Annotated in this window: 21 protein-coding genes; 10 read left to right on the top strand and 11 right to left on the bottom strand. The window is 70.4% G+C overall.

Translation table 11 applies throughout. The features are described 5' to 3' along the window. The first annotated feature begins 87 nt into the window (after positions 1-87). Complete coding sequence (locus ACFYXH_RS17335; protein WP_389563346.1) at positions 88-579, top strand: ATP-binding protein; 492 nt, start codon at positions 88-90, stop codon at positions 577-579. On the opposite strand, the gene ACFYXH_RS17330 is transcribed toward ACFYXH_RS17335, so the two are convergent. Beyond that, positions 547-1,008 carry a MarR family transcriptional regulator gene (locus ACFYXH_RS17330; RefSeq protein ID WP_327322905.1) on the bottom strand — a complete coding sequence of 154 codons (462 nt, stop codon included), beginning with the start codon at positions 1,006-1,008 and terminating at the stop codon, positions 547-549. The two genes, ACFYXH_RS17335 and ACFYXH_RS17330, sit on opposite strands and share 33 nt — an antisense overlap. Before the next feature lie 85 nt (positions 1,009-1,093). On the opposite strand from ACFYXH_RS17330, the gene ACFYXH_RS17325 reads away from it, so the two are divergent. After that, complete coding sequence (locus tag ACFYXH_RS17325) at positions 1,094-1,465, top strand: VOC family protein (protein ID WP_327322904.1); 372 nt, start codon at positions 1,094-1,096, stop codon at positions 1,463-1,465. A 2-nt stretch (positions 1,466-1,467) separates the two neighbouring features. Further along, complete coding sequence (locus ACFYXH_RS17320) at positions 1,468-2,439, top strand: DNA-3-methyladenine glycosylase family protein (protein ID WP_389563344.1); 972 nt, start codon at positions 1,468-1,470, stop codon at positions 2,437-2,439. Between the two features lie 27 nt (positions 2,440-2,466). On the opposite strand, the gene ACFYXH_RS17315 is transcribed toward ACFYXH_RS17320, so the two are convergent. After that, positions 2,467-3,000: a hypothetical protein gene (locus ACFYXH_RS17315; RefSeq protein ID WP_389563342.1), complete on the bottom strand. Its 534-nt coding sequence runs from the start codon at positions 2,998-3,000 to the stop codon at positions 2,467-2,469. Between the two features lie 83 nt (positions 3,001-3,083). Here ACFYXH_RS17315 and ACFYXH_RS17310 point away from each other — a divergent pair, with 83 nt between their 5' ends. Next, positions 3,084-4,265 (top strand): cytochrome P450, encoded by a 1,182-nt coding sequence (locus ACFYXH_RS17310; RefSeq protein WP_389563340.1) that lies wholly within the window; start codon positions 3,084-3,086, stop codon positions 4,263-4,265. Between the two features lie 81 nt (positions 4,266-4,346). Here the strand turns inward: ACFYXH_RS17310 and ACFYXH_RS17305 are convergent, their stop codons facing one another. Further along, positions 4,347-4,820 (bottom strand): DUF3574 domain-containing protein, encoded by a 474-nt coding sequence (locus ACFYXH_RS17305; RefSeq protein ID WP_389563338.1) that lies wholly within the window; start codon positions 4,818-4,820, stop codon positions 4,347-4,349. A 197-nt stretch (positions 4,821-5,017) separates the two neighbouring features. Here ACFYXH_RS17305 and ACFYXH_RS17300 point away from each other — a divergent pair, with 197 nt between their 5' ends. Then, positions 5,018-6,379 (top strand): amidohydrolase, encoded by a 1,362-nt coding sequence (locus ACFYXH_RS17300; protein ID WP_389563336.1) that lies wholly within the window; start codon positions 5,018-5,020, stop codon positions 6,377-6,379. 165 nt (positions 6,380-6,544) lie between these two features. Then, positions 6,545-7,210 (top strand): chaplin, encoded by a 666-nt coding sequence (locus tag ACFYXH_RS17295; RefSeq protein ID WP_389563334.1) that lies wholly within the window; start codon positions 6,545-6,547, stop codon positions 7,208-7,210. 92 nt (positions 7,211-7,302) lie between these two features. Here ACFYXH_RS17295 and ACFYXH_RS17290 read toward each other — a convergent pair whose 3' ends face one another. Both ACFYXH_RS17290 and ACFYXH_RS17285 read right to left on the bottom strand, forming a co-directional pair. Then, a complete protein-coding gene (locus tag ACFYXH_RS17290) occupies positions 7,303-9,018 on the bottom strand; it encodes an RICIN domain-containing protein (protein WP_389563332.1) in 1,716 nt (571 codons plus the stop codon). Positions 9,019-9,443: 425 nt separating this feature from the next. Beyond that, positions 9,444-10,091: a DUF2293 domain-containing protein gene (locus ACFYXH_RS17285; protein ID WP_389563330.1), complete on the bottom strand. Its 648-nt coding sequence runs from the start codon at positions 10,089-10,091 to the stop codon at positions 9,444-9,446. A gap of 35 nt (positions 10,092-10,126) precedes the next feature. On the opposite strand from ACFYXH_RS17285, the gene ACFYXH_RS17280 reads away from it, so the two are divergent. Further along, the gene (locus tag ACFYXH_RS17280) at positions 10,127-11,110 is read left to right on the top strand and encodes a D-2-hydroxyacid dehydrogenase family protein (protein ID WP_389563329.1); all 984 of its coding nucleotides are present in this window, start codon (positions 10,127-10,129) and stop codon (positions 11,108-11,110) included. On the opposite strand, the gene ACFYXH_RS17275 is transcribed toward ACFYXH_RS17280, so the two are convergent. Beyond that, entirely contained in the window at positions 11,079-11,537 is a 459-nt protein-coding gene (locus ACFYXH_RS17275) for a hypothetical protein (protein WP_389563327.1), read from the bottom strand. The genes ACFYXH_RS17280 and ACFYXH_RS17275 overlap by 32 nt on opposite strands. A 70-nt stretch (positions 11,538-11,607) precedes the next feature. On the opposite strand from ACFYXH_RS17275, the gene ACFYXH_RS17270 reads away from it, so the two are divergent. Next, positions 11,608-12,339 (top strand): hypothetical protein, encoded by a 732-nt coding sequence (locus tag ACFYXH_RS17270; protein ID WP_326649212.1) that lies wholly within the window; start codon positions 11,608-11,610, stop codon positions 12,337-12,339. A 383-nt stretch (positions 12,340-12,722) separates the two neighbouring features. Here the strand turns inward: ACFYXH_RS17270 and ACFYXH_RS17265 are convergent, their stop codons facing one another. Continuing rightward, positions 12,723-13,466 carry a peptidase gene (locus ACFYXH_RS17265; protein WP_389563325.1) on the bottom strand — a complete coding sequence of 248 codons (744 nt, stop codon included), beginning with the start codon at positions 13,464-13,466 and terminating at the stop codon, positions 12,723-12,725. A 206-nt stretch (positions 13,467-13,672) separates the two neighbouring features. Between ACFYXH_RS17265 and ACFYXH_RS17260 the strand changes: the two genes are divergently transcribed. Beyond that, positions 13,673-14,164, top strand: a complete 492-nt coding sequence (locus tag ACFYXH_RS17260) for a cupin domain-containing protein (protein WP_389563323.1) — start codon at positions 13,673-13,675, stop codon at positions 14,162-14,164. A gap of 29 nt (positions 14,165-14,193) precedes the next feature. Beyond that, positions 14,194-14,871: a uridine kinase gene (locus ACFYXH_RS17255; RefSeq protein WP_389563321.1), complete on the top strand. Its 678-nt coding sequence runs from the start codon at positions 14,194-14,196 to the stop codon at positions 14,869-14,871. A 4-nt stretch (positions 14,872-14,875) separates the two neighbouring features. Here ACFYXH_RS17255 and ACFYXH_RS17250 read toward each other — a convergent pair whose 3' ends face one another. From ACFYXH_RS17250 to ACFYXH_RS17235, 4 genes are all read right to left on the bottom strand, one after another. Continuing rightward, the gene (locus tag ACFYXH_RS17250; RefSeq protein ID WP_389563893.1) at positions 14,876-15,778 is read right to left on the bottom strand and encodes a carbohydrate kinase family protein; all 903 of its coding nucleotides are present in this window, start codon (positions 15,776-15,778) and stop codon (positions 14,876-14,878) included. Positions 15,779-15,819: 41 nt separating this feature from the next. Then, positions 15,820-16,728: a pseudouridine-5'-phosphate glycosidase gene (locus ACFYXH_RS17245; protein WP_389563320.1), complete on the bottom strand. Its 909-nt coding sequence runs from the start codon at positions 16,726-16,728 to the stop codon at positions 15,820-15,822. 37 nt (positions 16,729-16,765) lie between these two features. Continuing rightward, entirely contained in the window at positions 16,766-18,013 is a 1,248-nt protein-coding gene (locus tag ACFYXH_RS17240) for a hypothetical protein (protein ID WP_389563319.1), read from the bottom strand. Then, a partial coding sequence (locus tag ACFYXH_RS17235) for a hypothetical protein (protein WP_389563317.1) occupies positions 17,997-18,724 on the bottom strand: 728 nt, incomplete at its 5' end. The genes ACFYXH_RS17235 and ACFYXH_RS17240, both read right to left, overlap by 17 nt.

Here is an 18,724-nt window from a genome sequence, read left to right as displayed (position 1 = left end):
GACAGCACGCCTCCGAGCTTGGACAATCACGCTGCGTACCGACAACGCTCCTGTTCAGGTTACGCACGCACGGACACGCTGAGTGATGTGAATCACGAAACCGTCAGCACCGAACTCCCCGTCCCCACCCACCGCTTCACGGTCCGGCTGAGCGCGACTCGCCGTGGCGCCCGCCTCGCCCGACGGCTCGCCACTCAGCAACTCGACGCCTGGGGCTGGCCGTACGACTCCGACTCCTCCCGGACCGCTGCCCTCCTGACGGCTGAACTCGCCGCGAATGCCATCACGCATGGCCGTGTCCCCGGCCGGGATTTCCGGCTGGGGCTCACCGTCACGCCTCCTGGCACGCTCCGTATTGAGGTCAGCGATGCCCGCCGCGACCGAGGGCTGCCCGCCCCGGCTGAACTCGGGGCCGCACCCCTCGACTCCGAGGGCGGTCGCGGCCTGCTTCTCGTCGACGCCCTCGCTGTCGACTGGGGCATCGACCGCAGTGATCCCGTCCTGAAGACCGTCTGGTGCTCGATCGCCCTTGACGCGCGGCCGTTCTCACCCGTCGAGTGCCGCCGCCATGTGGTCTAGGTCGGCGAGGAGCTCGGCGAGACGTTGCTCCGGGACGGCGTCGGTCATGCGCTGGTCGATGGCGTAGACGGCGGAGCGTGCCGCCGCGAGCCGACGTTGGCCCTCCTCGGTGAGGTGGGCGGGCAGAGCGCGACCGCGGTCGGTGGTGGCCGGCCGGGTGATGAGGCCGGCGTCCTGCAGTCCGCGAAGGACGACGTTCATGGACTGCCGCGTGACGAAGGTGCCGCGGGCTAGCTCGGCGTTGGACAGGCCGGGGCGCTGGTCGAGGAGTTCGAGGCAGGCGTACTGCGGCACCGTCAGGCCGTACTCACGCAGTGCTCTGTCCATCGCGCTGCGCAGCGCCGCGGCGGCGCGCTTGAGGCGGTATCCCAGGCGCTCGGTCACGTCGGCGGCCCGCGGAGCCTGGCTGGAAGCAGTCCCATCGTGCATGTCAGGAGTTTGACATGTCAGCGCGGCGCCGTCTATCTTCCGCTTATGTCAAAGTCCTGACATGCAACACGATCGAGGAGTACTCATGACTGTGACCGCCAGCGGCCCGGACTTCATCGCTCTGCAGGTGCGCGACGTCGAAGCGGCTGCCGCCTTCTACGAGAAGCACCTCGGGCTGCGCCGGGCGCCTGCCTCGCCGCCCGGCGCCGTGGTGTTCGCCACCGAGCCGGTTCCGTTCGCCGTTCGTGAGCCGCTGCCGGGAGTGGATCTCGGCGCCGTCGAGCGGCCCGGCCTCGGGGTCGCCCTGTGGTTCCGGACCACTGACGCGCAGGCCCTGCACGACAGGCTCCACGCCGCCGGGATCCCCATCGTCAAGGCACCGGAGGATGGTCCGTTCGGCAGGATGTTCACGTTCGTCGGCCCTGAGGGGTACGCCATCACCACGCACGAAGGCTGACCATGACCGCCATCGTCATCACCCCGCGTGGGCCGTTCTCACTTGCGGCGAGCCTGCGGTTCCTGGAGGGCTTTACACCCGCCGGGTACCGCGACGCCTCGGACGGCAGGGTGCTGCGCCTGGCCTTTCCCGCCGACGACGGCCACTCGACGGTGAGCGCGGAGGTGAGGCAGGCGGAGGGGTCGGAGGGGACCGTACAGGCGGATGTCACCGTGCACACCGGGAATCCGGGCAACGACGGGATGGGCACGGCAACTGCGGAATCGGATGGGATGAGCGCGGTGCGGGCGCAACTGGCCCGCATCCTCTCGCTCGACGTGGACGGCAACGGGTTCCCACGGCTCGCCGAGGCCGATCCCGTCGTGGCCCAGCTCATCGCGGCGTACCCGGGGTTGCGGCCGGTGTGTTTTTACTCGCCGTACGAGGCCGCGGCCTGGGCGGTCATCGGCCACCGCATCCGGATGGTCCAGGCCGCCGGGATCAAGGCCCGCATTGCCGAGCACCATGGACCGCGCGTCACCGTCGCCGGGGAGTCGCTGCACGCCTTCCCCACCCCGCTGGACCTGCGCGGACTCAGCCGTGTTCCGGGCCTGCCCGAGACGAAGGTCGAACGGCTGCGTGTCCTCGCCGACGCGGCTCTCGCCGGTGATCTCGACGCCGCCCGGCTGCGCGCGATGCCGGCGGAAGACGCCCTCGCGCATCTGCGGACCCTGCCCGGCATCGGCCCCTTCTCCGCGGAGCTCATCCTCATCCGCGGCGCCGGACACCCCGACGTCTTCCCCCGTCATGAACGCCGACTTCACGCTTCGATGGCCGATGCCTACGGCCTCGGCGATCCCGACGCCTCCGATGCGCGCCGGCTCGCCGGGATCAGCGATCACTGGGCGCCCTACCGCAGTTGGGTCGCGCTCCTGCTGCGCACCCGCCGCGAGGAGCAGGCCGGGCCGGCAGCCCGCGGTCGCTCGGTGCGGTAGTGCCCGCGGCGGTCAAGTCCGGCGGCGTCACAAGCCCTCCGCCCACCTGACCAGCGTGCCGAAGTCCTCCTCCCGCAGCCCCCGCCGCGGATGGATCCGCAACAGCAGCGCAGGCGCGTCGTGATGCGCCGCGACATGCGCCGTGTCCAGGGCCGTGATCATGTCGTCGACCCAGGCGAACGGGCGCCCCGCCGCCCACTCCAGCAGCGGCCGGGTCTTCCAGTACAGCCCGTCCGGGTCCTTCGCGAAGAGTTCCGGCCACTCGATCACCGGGAGGTCGGCGGGCAGGCCGATGCCCGGGGCGATCATGGTGTTGGCCTCGTGCATCCAGGTGGTGGCCCAGGCCAGTTCGAAGGGAAGGCCCGTCAGTCGTGGGCCGTGGGCCGGGTTGAGGTAGATGCGCAGGCCCCGGCGGTGGCGGCGGGAGCCCGGGGGCTGGTGGGAGAGCCAGTAGGAGGGGTGCAGGCGGTGTGTCGCGTAGCCGCGCAGGCGCGGCAGACGCGCCGCGTACGGGTTGAGGGGGCCGTCGACGTCGAGGAGGAGCAGCGGGCGGTCCGTCATGAAGGACAACTGCCCACTGCCGGGCCGGAATACGGCATGCAGCCGTCGACAGCTCCGGAATGCGGCGCCTCTAGGGTGGAGCCATGGCACTCCAAGATCCGACGAGCGAGCTGATGGCCGACCCCTACACCGTGTACGCGCGGCTCCGTGAGTCGGGCCCCGTGCACCGGATCGCCGGGACGGACGGGCTGCCGGCCTGGCTGGTCACGCGCTACGACGACGTACGCCAGGCACTCGCCGATCCCCGGCTTTCCCTGAACAAGCGCAACGCGGCACCTGGCAATTACCGGGGGATGGCGCTGCCGCCGGCGCTGGACGCGAATCTGCTCAACATGGACCCGCCGGATCACACCCGCATCCGGCGTCTGGTGTCCCAGGCGTTCACGCCGCGTCGCATCGCGGAGCTGCGCGAGCCGATCAGGAGAACAGCCGATCAGCTGCTGGACGCCATCGCCCCGCACGGGCGGGCCGATCTGATCGCCTCGTACGCCGCGCCGCTGCCCATCACGGTCATCTGCGACCTGCTCGGCGTGGCTCCGGAAGACCGGCGCGATTTCCGGGCGTGGACCGATGCCCTGGTTGCCCCGGATCCTGCGGAGCCGTCACGGGCGAAGGAAGCGGTCGGCGGCCTGCTGGCGTCCTTCACCCAGCTCATCGCCCGCAAGCGCGCCGAGCCGGCCGACGACCTGCTCTCCGCCCTCACCGCGGTACGCGATGAGGAAGACCGGCTGAGCGAGGACGAGTTGATGTCCCTGGCCTTCCTCATCCTGTTCGCCGGATACGAGAACACCGTCCATCTGATAGGCAACGCCACCCTGGCTCTGCTCAGCCACCCCGACCAGCTGGCCGAGCTGCGCGCCGACCCGGACCGACTGGGCGGCGCCGTCGAGGAGTTGGCCCGTTACGACGGACCCGCACCGCTGGCCATCCGCCGCTTCCCCACCGAGGACATCGCGATCGGCGGCGTCACGATCCCGGCGGGCGAGACCGTCCTGCTCTCGCTCGCGGCCGCCCACCGCGACCCGCACCGCTTCACCGACCCCGACCGCCTCGACATCGGCCGCGACGCCACCGGCCACCTCGCGCTCGGCCATGGCATTCACTACTGCCTGGGCGCCCCCCTGGCCCGGATGGAGACCGAGATCGCTCTCGCCGCGCTGCTTGAGCGGTTTCCGCGGCTGGAGCTCGACGTCCCGCACGGCGACCTGCGGTGGCGGCCTTCGATGCGCGCCCGAGGGCTGCTCTCCCTGCCCGTGCGCTACTGAGCCGGGCCTCGCGGCGGCGATCGGCGCGGTACGCGTCGCGCCGGCCGAGGCGACGCCCCTGACCTCGCAGAAGGGCCGCTCTCAGAAGTCGGCGAGCGTCGGCTCGTCCAGCCGGGCCACCGAGTCCTGTGCGTACGCCGCGGCGTAGGCCTCGCGGATCCGCTCGATCTGCGGGTCGTGTACGTGTGCCTCCGCGGCCGGGTAGAGCAGGATCAGCTCGTACGAACGCTCCCGCTCGATGGTGCCGTTGGAGTCCCGCCACTGTCCGCGGCCGTCCTGGACTGTCAGCCCGGACGGGAAGCTCGGCGTGACACTCCGGTCGATGAACGCCATGAACTGCCGGTCGGTCACATCGGGGCCGCCGTCCGGACGCTCCGTACCGAAGAACAGCCGCGTCTCGATGTAGGGCGCACCACGCGCCGCCGTGGACGAGGCCCTGGGTGCCTTCGCCCGTTCACTGCCGAGCGCGGCGGTGGAGGCGGGCGCACCCACTGCCAGTACGGCGACGGTGGCACCGGCGGCGGCGAGGAGAGTGCGCTGCTTCAAGGTGGGCACGGGGAGCGGGTCCTTCCATCGGGGGGCCGCAGGGCGGCCACCACATGCGTTGCGGCTCCGGCCATCGGGCCACGAAACAGTGCGCCGAGGCGCCGAATTCGTCCGGAAACCACCCGCACGAGCGCATCCCTCGATGTGTCCGCGGACAGCCCCGAACCGACAGACTGGGAGCCCGAGGACGTCAGGAGGAAGACCACATGGTTGCTGCGGACGCCGAGCGGCCCGCGGATCTGATCATTGACGGGTGCATCGCCCTCGTGCACGACGATGAGGATGGGATCGGCTTCCTCCAGGACGCCGCCGTCGTCGTACGCGGCCGGCTCATCGAGGCCGTCACCTCCGCGCGTGCCGTGGCCGGCCTCCCGGCCGTCCAGCGCATCGACGGGCGCGGGCAGCTCGCCATGCCCGGCCTGATCAACTGCCACACCCACACACCAATGGTCGCCCTGCGCGGAATCGCCGAGGACATGCCCGTGGAGCAGTGGTTCAACGACTGGATCTGGCCCATCGAGTCCAACCTCACCGACCGCGTCGTCGAACTCGGCGCGCAGCTCGCCTGTGCCGAAATGATCCGTGGCGGGGTGACCACCTTCGCCGACCACTACTTCTCGATGGACAAGGTGGCCGCCGCAGTGACCGAGAGCGGGCTGCGCGCCAACCTCGGCGCGGCCTACTTCTCCAGTCAGGGGGCCGAAGGGCGCGAGCGCTCAGTCGACTTCGCACTGCGGATGCGAGGCGCGGCCCAGGGCCGGATCACCACCTCGCTCGCTCCGCACGCCCCGTACACCGTCGACGACGCCGACCTGGCAGCCACCGCCGAACTCGCGGGCCGGCACGGGCTCCTCGTACACATCCACGCCGCCGAGAACAAGGCGCAGACGGAGAACAGCCTTGCCCGGTGCGGGCGTACGCCCATCGAGGTGCTGGAGCGGGCCGGGCTGCTGGACGTCGATCTGCTCATCGCGCACGGCACCGGGATCACCGAAAAGGACCTGTCCGTACTGCAGAGGGGCACGGGACGGATCGCGGTCGCCAGCGCGCCCAGGGGATACCTCAAGTTCGCCTGGGACACCACACCCATCAGGGCGCTCGCTACGGCCGGCATTCCCGTCGGGCTGGCCACCGACGGTGCCGCGTCCAACAACACTCTGGACGTGTGGGAGAGCATGGCGCTCACCGCGCTCGTCCAGAAATCCGTGGAGAGCGATCCGGCCTGGCTCACCGCCCGCCAGGCACTCGGCCACGCAACCACCCAGAGCGCACGGGCCGTTGGGCTCGAAGACCAGGTCGGTGCGCTCGCGCCAGGACGGCGGGCCGATCTGATTCTGGTGGATCTCACCGGTCCGCACACCCAGCCTCTGCATGACATCGCCGCCACCCTCGTCCACAGCGCGCGCTCCGGCGACGTACGCACCACCGTCGTCGACGGGCGGATTCTGATGCGGGACCGGCAGCTGCTGACCCTCGATGTGCCCGGCATCACCGCCGAACTCACCGAGCGACTCCCGGAACTGACCGAAAGGCGGCGGGGGCGCCGCATCCAGGACTACGACGGGTGAGGGAGGTAAGCCGGGTCGGTCGAGAAGGTCGGTCACGAGAGAAATTCGATAAGACGCACACTCGATGGAGTGAAAGGCGTATTTTTCCATAACTCGAATGGCGTCATCGGCGTTGGTTCCGGTGCGGGCGAGGGCCCGCGAACTTCTCCTGAAGGCAGGGAACCCATGAGGCAGGTTCACCGAAAGGGTCTGGCCACCGTGATGCTCACGGGTGGCGCGCTCGCCATGGCGGGGAACGCGCACGCCGACTCGAACGCGGACGGCGGTGCGGCTCATTCGCCCGGACTGCTGGCCGGCAACACGGTGCAGCTTCCGGTGAATGTCCCGGTCAACGTGTGCGGCAACACCGTCAACGTCGTTGGACTGCTCAACCCGGCAGTAGGCAACTCCTGCGCCAACACCTCGCACGGAGGGCAGCTGAAGCCGGGCGCCCACACGACAGGCAGCGGCGGTGCCACCACCGAAAGCGATGAAAAGGACTCACCCGGTGTCCTCTCCGGCAATGACGTACAGCTCCCGATCGACGTGCCGATCAATGTCACCGGGAACTCTGTGAACATCGTCGGCATCGACAATGCCGCCGTCGGCAATTCCTCGTCCAACACCTCCGGTAATCCGCCCGTACGGCCGAGGCCCGCCACTCCGCCGAAGGCCGCAGCGTCGCACAGGCCGACGCTGCGCCAAGCGACGCCCGGGTCCTCCTCCGCACTCGCGCACACCGGTTCCGGACAGGTTGCCTTCGCCGTGCCCGCGAGCGCCGCGCTGCTGCTCGGCGGCATCGTCCTCTACCGCCGTACCCGGCCTGCTCACGAGCGCGGCGGCGCGGCCTAGGTGCATTGCCCTGTGAGGTTGGGGTCCGGCCGGGCTCCTCGGCCGCCGTTGGCAATCTCGAGACGAGCGTCCTGCCCGGGTGGGTGTTCACCTCAGCGGGGAATCTGCTCCCAGCTTTCATCCGGCTTGCCGTTGCACGTGTACTGGATCAACTGAGTGCCCTTTGTGGCGGTGGCACCAATGGCGAGGCACTTACCGGAGTAGACGTTCCGCAACGTCTTGCTGCCGCTGTCGTACCACCACTTCTCATCGACGGCCCCGTTGCAGGTGTACTGGATCACCCCGGCGCCGTCATTGAGGTGTGAGGCGGATCCCATGCACTTGCCCGAGTACTCGTTGCGCACGAAGTAGGCGGTCTTGCCGTTCGAGTCCGTGGTGTTCTCGAACACCCAGCGCTCGTCCCGGGCGTTGTTGCAGCCCCATTGGATGACCGGGGCGCCGTTCCCGGTCTTGCCGCCGCCGCCCGCGCACAGGGCGCTGTAGGAATTGCTCAGGTAGACGCTGTGGTCGGCGGCCCTGGGCTTGAGGGAGAACACGGAGCGTTGGCCGCTGACCTCGTTGAGGCCCCACAGGCGGCCGGACGAGGGCGCGTAGGACAGGTTCTGCGTGTACTTCGGCGATCGGGTCAGCACCGTTCCGACGGTTCCGGGCTTCGCCTGGTAGATGCACGAGTAGCCGTTGACCGGATCGTTGTCACCCATGTACCCCTTGGGGCACTCGGCGGCCAGGTAGTAGTAGGTGCCGTCCGTGGCGACGCCCTGCAACTGCTGGACCGGTGCCTTGAAGCCGCCGCTCGCGGTGCTCGTGCCCACGGTGTCGCCGTTGTCCGCGGCCGGCAGGGCGGTGGTCGAGTTCAGGGGCCAGCGCGCCAGATGGGCCACCGGGCCGTGTTTGTCCTGGTAGTACTCGCCCGACACGAGATGGTCCACCGGTCCGCTCCGGTCCAGGCTCAGCGAGCCGAGACACGCGCGCCCCGCTTGGTGGGGCGCAGGGCAGGCCCCTGGTTCGGCGCCGGTATCTCCGATGGTGTAGCGGCCCACCATGGGCAGGGCCCATTGGTGGTAACGCGCCGACGACACACCGTTGTTGATGCCGACTGCCTTGGCGCTCTGCTGCATCTTCCACAGGTGCTGGAAGTCGTAGACCTGCAGCTGGTTGCCGTTGGCGATGAACAGCTTGTTGCCGTACCAGACCGCGCCGTCGGCGTGGGTCTTGGTGACCGGCTTGAAGTTCGCGTCGTTCTCGTCGCCCGTCGGCTCGACCAGCAGGACGTGGCCGTAAGTCCATTCCTTGCCGGTGGAGTTGACGATGGAGATCCGTGCGAACTCATTGTTGTCGTAGTGCCAGGACGCCACGTACAAGTGGTGGCCGGCGACGGTCCCGCCGGGCTGGGCGTCGTGCGACGCGGTGAGGCCCTGCGGGGTCCAGCCGCCCGCGGACGTGTCGTCGTCCTTGTCCCAGCAGAAGCCGTTGTACAGGAACGTGCCGTTGATCCCGGTGGTGTGGCACAAGGGTCGTCCGGCGTGCTGGCCCGACAGGGCCACGCCGAGCACCCCGTTCGTGGTGACGGCGCCGCTCTTCTCGACGCCGCGTATCGCGGCGCCGAAGGCGTCGTACTGCTTCGCCCGGTCGATGGTGAGCCGGTACTGGCTGTATTCGCTGGCCGGGACGGGAGCCAACGGCCCCGCCATGGTGTCGGATTGGGCCGCAGCCGGCTGTGCGATCGTGAGTGCAAGCGCGACCGTGGCCAGCGAGACGAGTGCCGCCACCAGGGAGCGCAGGAATGTTGGACGTCTGATTTTTGTCACGCAGAAACTCCCTGCTTCATCTGCCAATTACCGCCGTACATGGGCCCGGGGCTGTAGCCGGACCGGCTGTCGCTGGAGTGGCGTTCGGTGTTCCCGGCCGCCCCTCGTCCACGTCCCGCGTGTCCTCGAATTCATGGCCCGTCAGTCCTGTACGAGGCGGGCGCGTCGGCGGGCACAGCGGACGTGAACCTCTCCCAGCCGGCTTGCCGACGAGAGGCAGGTCCGTCTCAACGACCGGTGTTTCACCAGGGTCCCTGAGTCCTACGGGGACGTCATTAGCACTGAGTCCACAGATCTGTTGGATTTGCGTGAACTCGCGTGTGCAGGAATCCGCCGGGTCCCGCGGCCCCCCGAACCTCGCGCGGCCGGCGCGGGGAGGACGAAGGGGGTGCCCTGGGTCCCGGTGTCACCCGCCGGCGTTCCGCCTAGGCGCGCCAGGACGCCAGTACCGCATCGATCACCGACGCCACCCCGGCCCGCGCTTCATGGCGGGCGACTCCGGCCATCAGCAGGGTGTCGTACTCCGTGTCGAGGTGCCGTACGGAAGCCCGCACCGCGGCCGTGACCGCTCCCTCCTCCAAGGAACGGCCCGCCGCGGTGCGGCCGACCCGGCCGCTGCCGCGCACCGAGGCGTGCGCGGCGACATCGCGGGCACGCGCCGACGGGCAGCCCGGGAACAGCCGCTGGATCTCCGCGGCGAACGAGGCGGTGAAACGTACATCCTCGGCAGCGCGGCGGACCGCGTCCCGCTCGCGGCGGCGGGCCCGCGCGTCCGCATCCGCCAGGCACGACGACTCCGCCCTGGCCAGCGCCGCTTCCTCGACCAGCAGCCCCTGGCGTTCGTACCGCTTACGGCGGCGATTGAAGCGGATCACCACCGCGCACAGCGAACTCGCCTCGCGGGCCCGGCGGGTGAGAGCCGCGGAGCCGCGCGGCAGATACACCAGATGGGCAAGGTCAGCACAGTCCAGACAGATGGGCGCGTTGAACTCGAGGAGGTGCAGCGGTAGAGGGCCCTGACGGCACTCCGCGCAGTGCCGGCGCTTCAGTGGTTCGATCACCACCAGGTCCATGTCCGCAGCCTCCTCACCAGGTACGCTCCGCTCCCATGACGCTGCGCTGTGCCGTACTCGACGACTACCAGGATGTCGCCCTGTCCATGGCGGACTGGTCTGCCCTCGCACCGGATGTCGAAGTACGGTCGCTGCAAAGCCATTTCACGTCCGAGCAAGAGGTTGCGGAAGCCGTCGACGACTGCGAGATCCTCGTCGCGATGCGTGAACGCACCCCCTTCCCCGCATCACTCTTCGCCCGCCTGCCGCGCCTCAAGCTGCTCATCACCTCCGGTATGCGCAACGCCTCCATCGACCTCGAAGCCGCCGCCCGCCACGGCGTCACCGTCTGCGGCACTGCCAGCAGCTCCGAACCGCCCGCCGAGCTGACCTGGGCGCTCATCCTGGGACTGGCGCGGAATGTGGTTCAGGAGGGCTCGGCCCTGCAGCAGAACGGCCCCTGGCAGAGCACCATCGGCGCCGATCTGCACGGACGCCGGCTCGCGCTGCTCGGCCTCGGCAAGATCGGCGCGAAAGTCGCCCGCGTCGGCCGGGCCTTCGGCATGGACGTCATGGCGTGGAGCCAGAACCTCACCGACGAGCGGGCCGCCGAGGTCGGCGTCGTACGAGCGCACACCCTGGGGGAGTTGCTCGAGGCCGGGGACTTCGTCTCCGTACATCTGCAGCTCAGCGACCGCACCCGCGGGCTGATCGGCGCGAGCGAGCTCGAGCACATGCGGCGCACGGCCTATCTGGTCAACACCTCGCGAGCGGCGATCGTCGATCAGGCGGCGCTGGTGCGGGCACTGCGCGACGGCTGGATCGCCGGAGCGGGCTCCGACGTCTTCGAGACCGAGCCGCTGCCGGACGACGATCCGCTGCGCTCCGCGCCGAACTTCCTCGGCCTGCCGCACCTCGGCTATGTCACCCGGCGCAATTACGAGGGGTATTTCCAGGGCGCCGTCGAGGATATCGCCGGCTATCTCGAAGGCCGCCCCCTGCGCACTCTCAGCGCACGCCCGGCGCCGCCGCCCCGATGAACTCGGACAGCGTCTCGCGGGCCTGCTCCGAACGCTGCGAGCGGTCCGCCTCGTCCGGCGCCTCATGCATACAGTTCGTGACCTCGAAGGCGGACGCGGCCAGCTCCAGCGCCGCCGCGTCGTCGCAGACCAACTGGACGCGGATCAGCGCCTGATGGGCGGAGGAACGCAGCCGGTACGAGTCGATACGCGCCTCCTCGGCCAGCGCGCTGCCCGGTCTCTCCTTCGCCCGGTGCCAGCGGTCGTTCTGACCGCGCCGGTAGTCGACGAGCGCGCCCGCGAAGGCGCTGTACGCGGAGATCCGTTCCTGACGGAGCTGTTCGGCACGGGTGAGAGCAGCGGCGCGCTCGGCGGTCTGGCGCTGGAAGTAGTGAGTGGCCACTGAGCCCAGCAGAGTGCCTATGACCGCGATGACGGCTGTCTCCATGGTGCGTACTCCCCGAGGGATCTGAATAATCGTTCGAGCGTGGGTGACAGGTCTTGCTAGCTTGATCGACGTGGCGAAACTCAATCAGATCATCGCAGTCGAGAAAGGCGTCAAGTCCAAGGCGCACCAGGACCTGACGGCGGCCCATCACGGGCTGCAGAAGCCTGCGCTGCTGGCCGGCATCTCGCGTACGTACCAGCCCAAGGACGAGGAGGGCGAGCAGCTTCCGCCCGAGTCCACACGGGTCCAGGTCAAGGCCGAGGACGTGCTGCGCGAGACCGCGAAGACGCTGACCCGGCTGTTCGACGTCACAGCCACCAAGGACTGGGCCAACTGCGCCGCGCGCGCCGATGTGACGGTGGACGGACGCGTTCTGGTGAGCGAGGTTCCGGTGGCGTATCTCCTCTTCCTCGAGAAGCAGTTGACGGACATCAATACCTTTGTGCGCAAGCTGCCGGTGCTTGACGCTTCGGAGTCGTGGACGCAGGACCCGTCGACCGACGCCTGGAAGACCGAGTCGGTAAGGACTCTTCGTACGAAGAAGGTCCCCCGCAACCATGTGAAGGCCGAGGCGACCGAAAAGCACCCGGCGCAGGTCGAGGTGTACTACGAGGACATTCCGGTGGGTTACTGGACGACCGTGAAGTTCTCCGGTGCGCTGCCGGCCCGGCGGGTGAACGAACTGCTCGAGCGGGTGGAGAAGCTCCAGCAGGCCGTGAAGTTCGCCCGCGAGGAGGCGAATGGCGCGGACGTCACCGACCAGCGGGTGGGCGACGCTGTATTTGGCTATCTGTTCGGGTAGCCTCAATGACTCCCCGTCCGCCTGTGTGCGGACGGGGTGCGCGAGGAGCGCAAGCTGAAACTGAAGCTTGTCGTGACTGAGCGGTTCCAGTGGAGGTTCGATTCCTCCCCGCGGCATTTTCCGTACGTACGGGCCGCGGTAGCCCAATTCGGCAGAGGCAGACCGCGATCAATCTCAGACTATTGCTCCAGACTCAGCATTCGCCGCCGATCGCCGGATCGACCGGGCCCGGGCCCTGGTGCGTCGAGATGCCGGTTCAAGTCCGGCCCGCGTAGCTCGATACGCGGTGGTCCAAAGGCAGGACGCGGCGACATAACGACTGACCCGGGTTCTCAAGCGTGCCGGCGTGCGACATGGGTGGCATCACAGGGCTCGGGGGCCGGCTACGCCCCCGGGCCCGCTCCCATTCCCGGCCCTTTTTCCCGGCCGTTTCCCGGCCCGCTGTTTCCTGCCCCCGGTGCCGGTGCCGGTGCCGGTGCCGGTGCCGATCCCGTTTCCGGTCCCTGTTCCGGTGTCATTCCGGGCGCGAAGGAGACCCCCCGACCCGCGAAGAAGCGGGCGAAGCCGGCCAGCGGGAGGTCGGCCGCTCGCGTCTCCGGCGTCGTCCCGGACGGATTGTGAAAGTGCACGCGGTCCTCCGTACGACCCGTGAGCAGCACCAGATGGCCGCCTCTGCCGGGCGCCGGGCGGTCCGGGTTGCGGATCTCGTAGTGCACCGAGGCCATCACCGTCCTGCCCTCGTCCAGGAGCGCGAGGATCTCCTCCGGAGGCAGTTGGCGGTGGACGGTGGCCGTCAGCGCGTGTACTTCCTGCGCGTACGTGGCGAGCGGCGCGTAGATCAGGCCGTGGATGGCACCGTTGGAGTCCTCCGTGTAGGCGCCGTACTTCAGCGCTCCGTCGCGCAGTTCGAAGAGCGAGGGGGACCCTGGACCGAGGGCCATGCGCAGACAGGTCATACCGCACAGATGGCCGCACCAGCGCCCGTACTCCTCCCGGGTCGCCGCGCCCGAGGACTCCCAGGCCGGGTCGGTGGCCGGATCCAGGCCGCCGTACACGATCTGCTCGATCAGGTCCGGGGAGGCGAACTGGGTGTGGACGGGGACGGAGCAGGTGGAGCACTGGGTCACTGGAGGTATCCACTCAGGAAGCGACCGATTCGACAGGGACGGCCCGGTTCCTGCCGATTCGGCCGATAGGGCTGATCGCGGCGTCGAGATCGTCAGAGTACGCGTTCGGCCGGGCGCCCATCGGATACCTTGGGGCAGTTTGGCGACAGTGCGGGCGGGTGTTCGCCAGGGAACGCCGGGGCCGCGCCGAGGAGTTGGAGGGTTCCATGGGGTTCAGAGGGCTGATGCCGCAGAGCAGACGGCAGGGGCGTGCCCGCACCGCGATGGTCCTGGTCGGCTGTCTGGGGGCGCTCGCGACCGTGCCGTCCGCCGCGAACGCCACGCCCGGCAGCGGCGTCTCGGCGACGGTGCTCGCGCAGGGCATGTCCCAGGGGACCTTGAAGCTGAAGGCCAAGGGCCGCACCGATGTGGTCGTACGGACGATCACGGTGGCGCCGGGCGGGTACACCGGCTGGCACACCCATGCCGGACAGCTCCTCGCCGTCGTCAAGTCCGGGACGCTGACCCGGACTCTGGACGACTGCTCCGTCGAGGTGAGCCCGGCCGGCACGGCCTTCATCGAGCCGTCCGGCAAGAACCACCGGCACATCGGACGCAACCTCGGCAGCGAGCCGGTCGTGCTGTACGTGACGTATCTGCTGCCCGCGGGCAGCCCGCTGTCGGACGACGCGGACGCCCCGCCCTGCGCCGGTAAGTAGCGGGGTGGCCGGGCCGGCGGACGGCTCCGATGTGCCGCGCCGGCACCCGTCCGGGCGATGATGGGCGCGTGCGACTCGAAGCGATCACGTGGGAGCGGCTGGCCGATGCGCTCGTCGGCCGGGTCATGGAGACCGAGGCCGAGGACGGCAGTCCCTGGCTGCGCATCGGTGTCGACGGCGCTCCCGCCGCGCCGACCGGTGCGCTCGCGGAGCGGGTCGCCGAGGCGCTCCGGCTGCGCGGGCGGGGCGTGCTCGTGGTCGGGACGGGCGGGTTCCTGCGGCCGGCCTCGCTGCGGTACGAGTACGGGCGCGAGGATCCGGAGTCGTACTACAGCGGCTGGTTCGACACCGGGGCCCTGTGGCGGGAGGTCTTCGGGCCGCTGGAGGCGGGTGGCAGCGGGCGTGTGCTGCCCGATCTGTGGGATCCGGCGACAGACCGGGCGACCCGCAGCCCGCATGTTGAACTGCCGCCCGGCGGCGTGCTGTTGCTGCACGGGCCGTTCCTTCTCGGGCACTGGTTCCCGTTCGATCTCACCGTGCATCTGCGGCTGTCGTCCGCTGCGCTCCGGCGGCGTACGGAGGAGAGCGAGCGCTGGACGCTGCCCGCGTTCGAACGGTACGAGGACGAGGTGGGCCCGGGAGAGGCGGCCGATGCGCTCGTACGGGCCGACGACGCGAACCGTCCGGCGTGGGGCGGACTCGGCTGACGCGCTACGGCCTGCCGCCGATCACCCTCACCGCCTCCGCGCCCGCCCGGCAGCCCTGCGCGGCGGCCTCCCGGGCATCCGCCCCTGCCAGCCGGGCGGCGAGGAAGGCGCCGGTGAAGGCGTCGCCGGCGCCTGTGGTGTCCACCGCATCGGCGGGGACCGGCGGGACGCGGGCCGTGACCCTGCCGGACTCCGCGACCAGCGCTCCTTCGGCGCCCAGGGTGACGACGGTGAGCGGGACCTGGCGGCTCAGTACGGCGGCGGCGCCTGCCGGGTCGGACAGGCCGGTGAGCAGGCGGGCCTCGTCGGCGTTGGGGATGAGGACGTCCGCGCCGTCGAGCGCTGCCAGTACGCGGTCCACGCCGAGCTCGGCGATGAAGCCCGCCGAGGCGGGGTCCACACTCACCGGGACGCCGCGGGCCCGCGCCGACTCGAGGGCGAGCAGGGCCAGTTGGCGACTGGTGTCGGCGAAGAGCAGATAGCCGGAGAGATGCAGATGGCCGACGCCGTCCAGCAGCGACGGTGACCAGTCGGCCGGGGATATCCGCAGCACCGCGCCACTGTCGGTGAGGAACGTTCGCTCGGCGGTCGCGTCGACGAGGGCGATGACGGTGGCGGTCGGGGCCTCGGGGTCCGGGATCAGGAGAGGACGGACGCCCGCGTTCCGCAGCCGCTTCTCGTGCCAGCCCGCCTCGCGGTCGCCGACCCTCCCCAGCAGGCGGACGTCTCCGCAGCCCCAATGCGCCGCCCAGCAAGCCGCGTTGGCGCCCGCCCCGCCCGGCAGAACACGGATCCGGGCCGCCGTGTCCGTCCCCCGGGCGAGCGGGGAGCGGTGGCGGGCCACGACATCGGTGACGACATCCCCGATGACGAGCAGTGCCCCTGCCTTCAGCGGGGCCTCGGTCATCGCGTCCTCGGTCGGCGTGCGCTCGGTCGCTGCGCCCTCGGTCACAGGGCTGCCGCGATCCGCGCCGCCAGCCGCACATTGCCGCGCACCGCCGCCAGATTGGCCTCCACCGAAGCCCCCTCGGTCTGCCGCATCAGATAGTCGAGGAGGAACGGGGTCACGGCCTGGCCGCTGATGCCCCGCTCCCGGCATTCGTCCAGCGCCTCGCCGAGCACCCGGTCGTGCAGCGCCGGATCCAGCTGCTCCCCTTCCGCCACCGGATTGGCGACGATCAGAGCCGACTCGGGGCCGCCGAGAGCCTCCTTCGCCCGGATCACCTCCGCCGCCTCCTCCGGCGTACGGACCGTCCAGTCGACGGGCTCGCCGGACGAGGTCAGATAGAAGCCGGGGAAGCGGTCGGTGCCGTATCCGAGGATGCCGACGCCCAGCGTCTCCAGCCGCTGCAGCGTCGCCGGCACATCAAGGATCGACTTCACGCCCGCGCACACCACCGCGATCCGTGTCTGCGCCAGCAGCCGCAGGTCCGCCGACTCGTCCTGCGTCTCGGTCCACTCGCGATGTACACCGCCGAGCCCGCCGGTCGCGAAGACCCGGATACCGGCCCGCGCCGCCAGGAATGCCGTCGCCGACACGGTTGTCGCCCCGCTGGCCCCGGCCGCCAGCGCGGGCGCGAGATCCCGATGGCCGAACTTTCGTACGTCGTCATCCCGTGCGATCCGCTCCAACTGACCCTTGTCCAGTCCGATATGGGCCCGGCCGTCCAGCACGGCGACGGTGGCCGGAACGGCGCCCCCGAGCCGTACGAGCTCCTCCAGCTCCTCGGCGACGGCCAGATTGCGCGGACGCGGCAGTCCGTGCGCGATGATCGTCGACTCCAGGGCGACGACGGGGCGGCGCGCGGCGAGCGCCTCCCCCACTTCCTCGGACAGCGCAAGCTCGTGTGATGGCATGTCACCATCTCTGACACAGCGGCGGGTTGCGCAAACGTCAGGCGCACCCCGGCAGTTTCGGCAGCCGGTCCGCCCGTACCACCTGGATCACCGAGCGCGAGCCTGCCGCCTTCGCATCCCCCTCGCTGTGGGCGATGGCCAGCGCACCGCCTCTGGCCTGGGCATAGCCGTACTGCGGGGTGATACGGGAGTACGCCGCCGAGCGGAGGTCGAGGGCGTACGCGGCCTCCGGCGTACGCCAGGTGACCAACTCGCCGCTGATGCCCACCTGGTCGATGCCCTCCGCCGCAGGCGAACCGGTCACTTCCGCGACCGGCGCGGGCTGCCCCGTACGCCACACCATCAGCTTCGGCTCCTGCTCGCCGGCGATCCACGCCCAGGTGGAGCGGTCCGAGCGGTCCGAGCCGTCCGATCCGTCCGAGCGGTCCGATCCGTCCGAGGTGCTCGAGCCGTCCGATGTGCTCGAGCCGTCCGAGGCTGCCGAGCGGAAGTCGCGCAGCTTCGCGAGCGGCGCGGGCAGCGGCGCGGCGCGCATCGTCGCGAACGACACCGCCGACAGACGGGTGGCCGTGCCGGACGCGTCGGCCTCGCGCCAGGCGAGCAGCCCGCCCGCGGCGAAGGGCATGTCGAGGACGCCGGTGTGCAGGGCGCGCGGCGCGCCTCCCGACGCGGGCGCGACGTAGACGGTGGCCTCGCCGCCGCCCGTCCCCTGGGCCCAGAAGACCCTCCCGCCGCGTACGAAGGGCTGCGGCAGTGGGCCGGGCCGGCCGCCGGAGCGGGCCAGTACGCGGGTACGGCCGGTGCGCTCGTCCCAGCTGCGCAGGGTCCAGGGGCTGGCGAGTGTACGGCCCTCGAGCACCGCGAAGGCCGCCCACCGACCGTCGACGTCGGCGCTGAGCAGCTGGTGTTCGACGGGGTCGGCGAAGTCGAGGAGCGTGCGCGGAGACCTGCCGTCCTGGACGAGGGCCGCGCGTCGCCGCCGGTCGTCCGAGAGCTGTACGACGGTCCAGCGGGCCGCGGGCCCCACCTCGGTGAGGACTGCCCGCTCGCCTGCCGGGACCCTGAGCTCGCCGGCGGCGAAGGCGCTGCGCCAGCTTGCGGGCAGTGGGACCTCGCAGGCGGTCCGCGTGGTCCCACTGGCGGAAGGCGCCGGCCGTGCGGTGGGATTCGGCGCCGGGGTGGGGGTGGGGGCGGGGGCCGGCGAGCATCCGGTGAGAACGATGCCCGCCAGCAGTGCCGCACCGACTGCCGGGCGCCGGGGCCGGGATCTACCAGACGTACCCACGGCCACCCATGATCGTGGTGATGGTGTCGGAGGAGATCCGCGCCGACTTCGGCACGCTGCCCGCCCAGGAGATGACGCTGGTGCTCACCCCGCCCACGGGATCGAGGTAGCTGACCTGTCCGGCCGAGGTGTCGCTGTTGTATCCGTCGATCGCGACCCAGTGGAAGATCTCGATATTGGGGTGGCCGACGAGATGGGGTCCGCCGGGCACCTCCCAGGCGTTGCCCGCGATCGCGTAGTCGTTGTCGGTGTTGTGGACGATGTGCTGCTTGAAGTTCGCCTTGTCGGTGGCGGTGGGGGTGTACGGCAGCGCCTTCGGTACGTAACCCGCGCCCGGAAGGCGGTTGTTGAGCGCGTCCGCGATCGGATAGCCGGTCGGATTCGGGACGTTGATGTTGACGCCGTACCAGGCGGTGCCGCTGGTTGTGGTCTTGAGGAGGGTCGCGGCGGTCTGCTGGGAACGGCCGGCCACCTCGTCATGGGCGGACTGGGCGATCACGAGTGTGGCGGGGCCGCACCAGTACGAGGTCTTCTGCGACTGGTGCAGTCCGCCGGAGACCACGTATCCGGCCTGCGGCGAGCGCGTGGAGACACCGTCGTACGATCTTGCCGCCTCCGCCTCCGCCTCCGCCTCCGCCTCCGCCTCCGCCTCCGCCTCCGCCTCCGCCTCCGCCTCCGCCTCCGCCTCCGCCTCCGCCTCCGCCTCCGCCG

Origin of the sequence: Streptomyces sp. NPDC002730 (assembly GCF_042888805.1) — a bacterium.
Lineage (GTDB): Bacteria > Actinomycetota > Actinomycetes > Streptomycetales > Streptomycetaceae > Streptomyces.
This window is presented reverse-complemented; position numbering and strand designations above follow the sequence as displayed.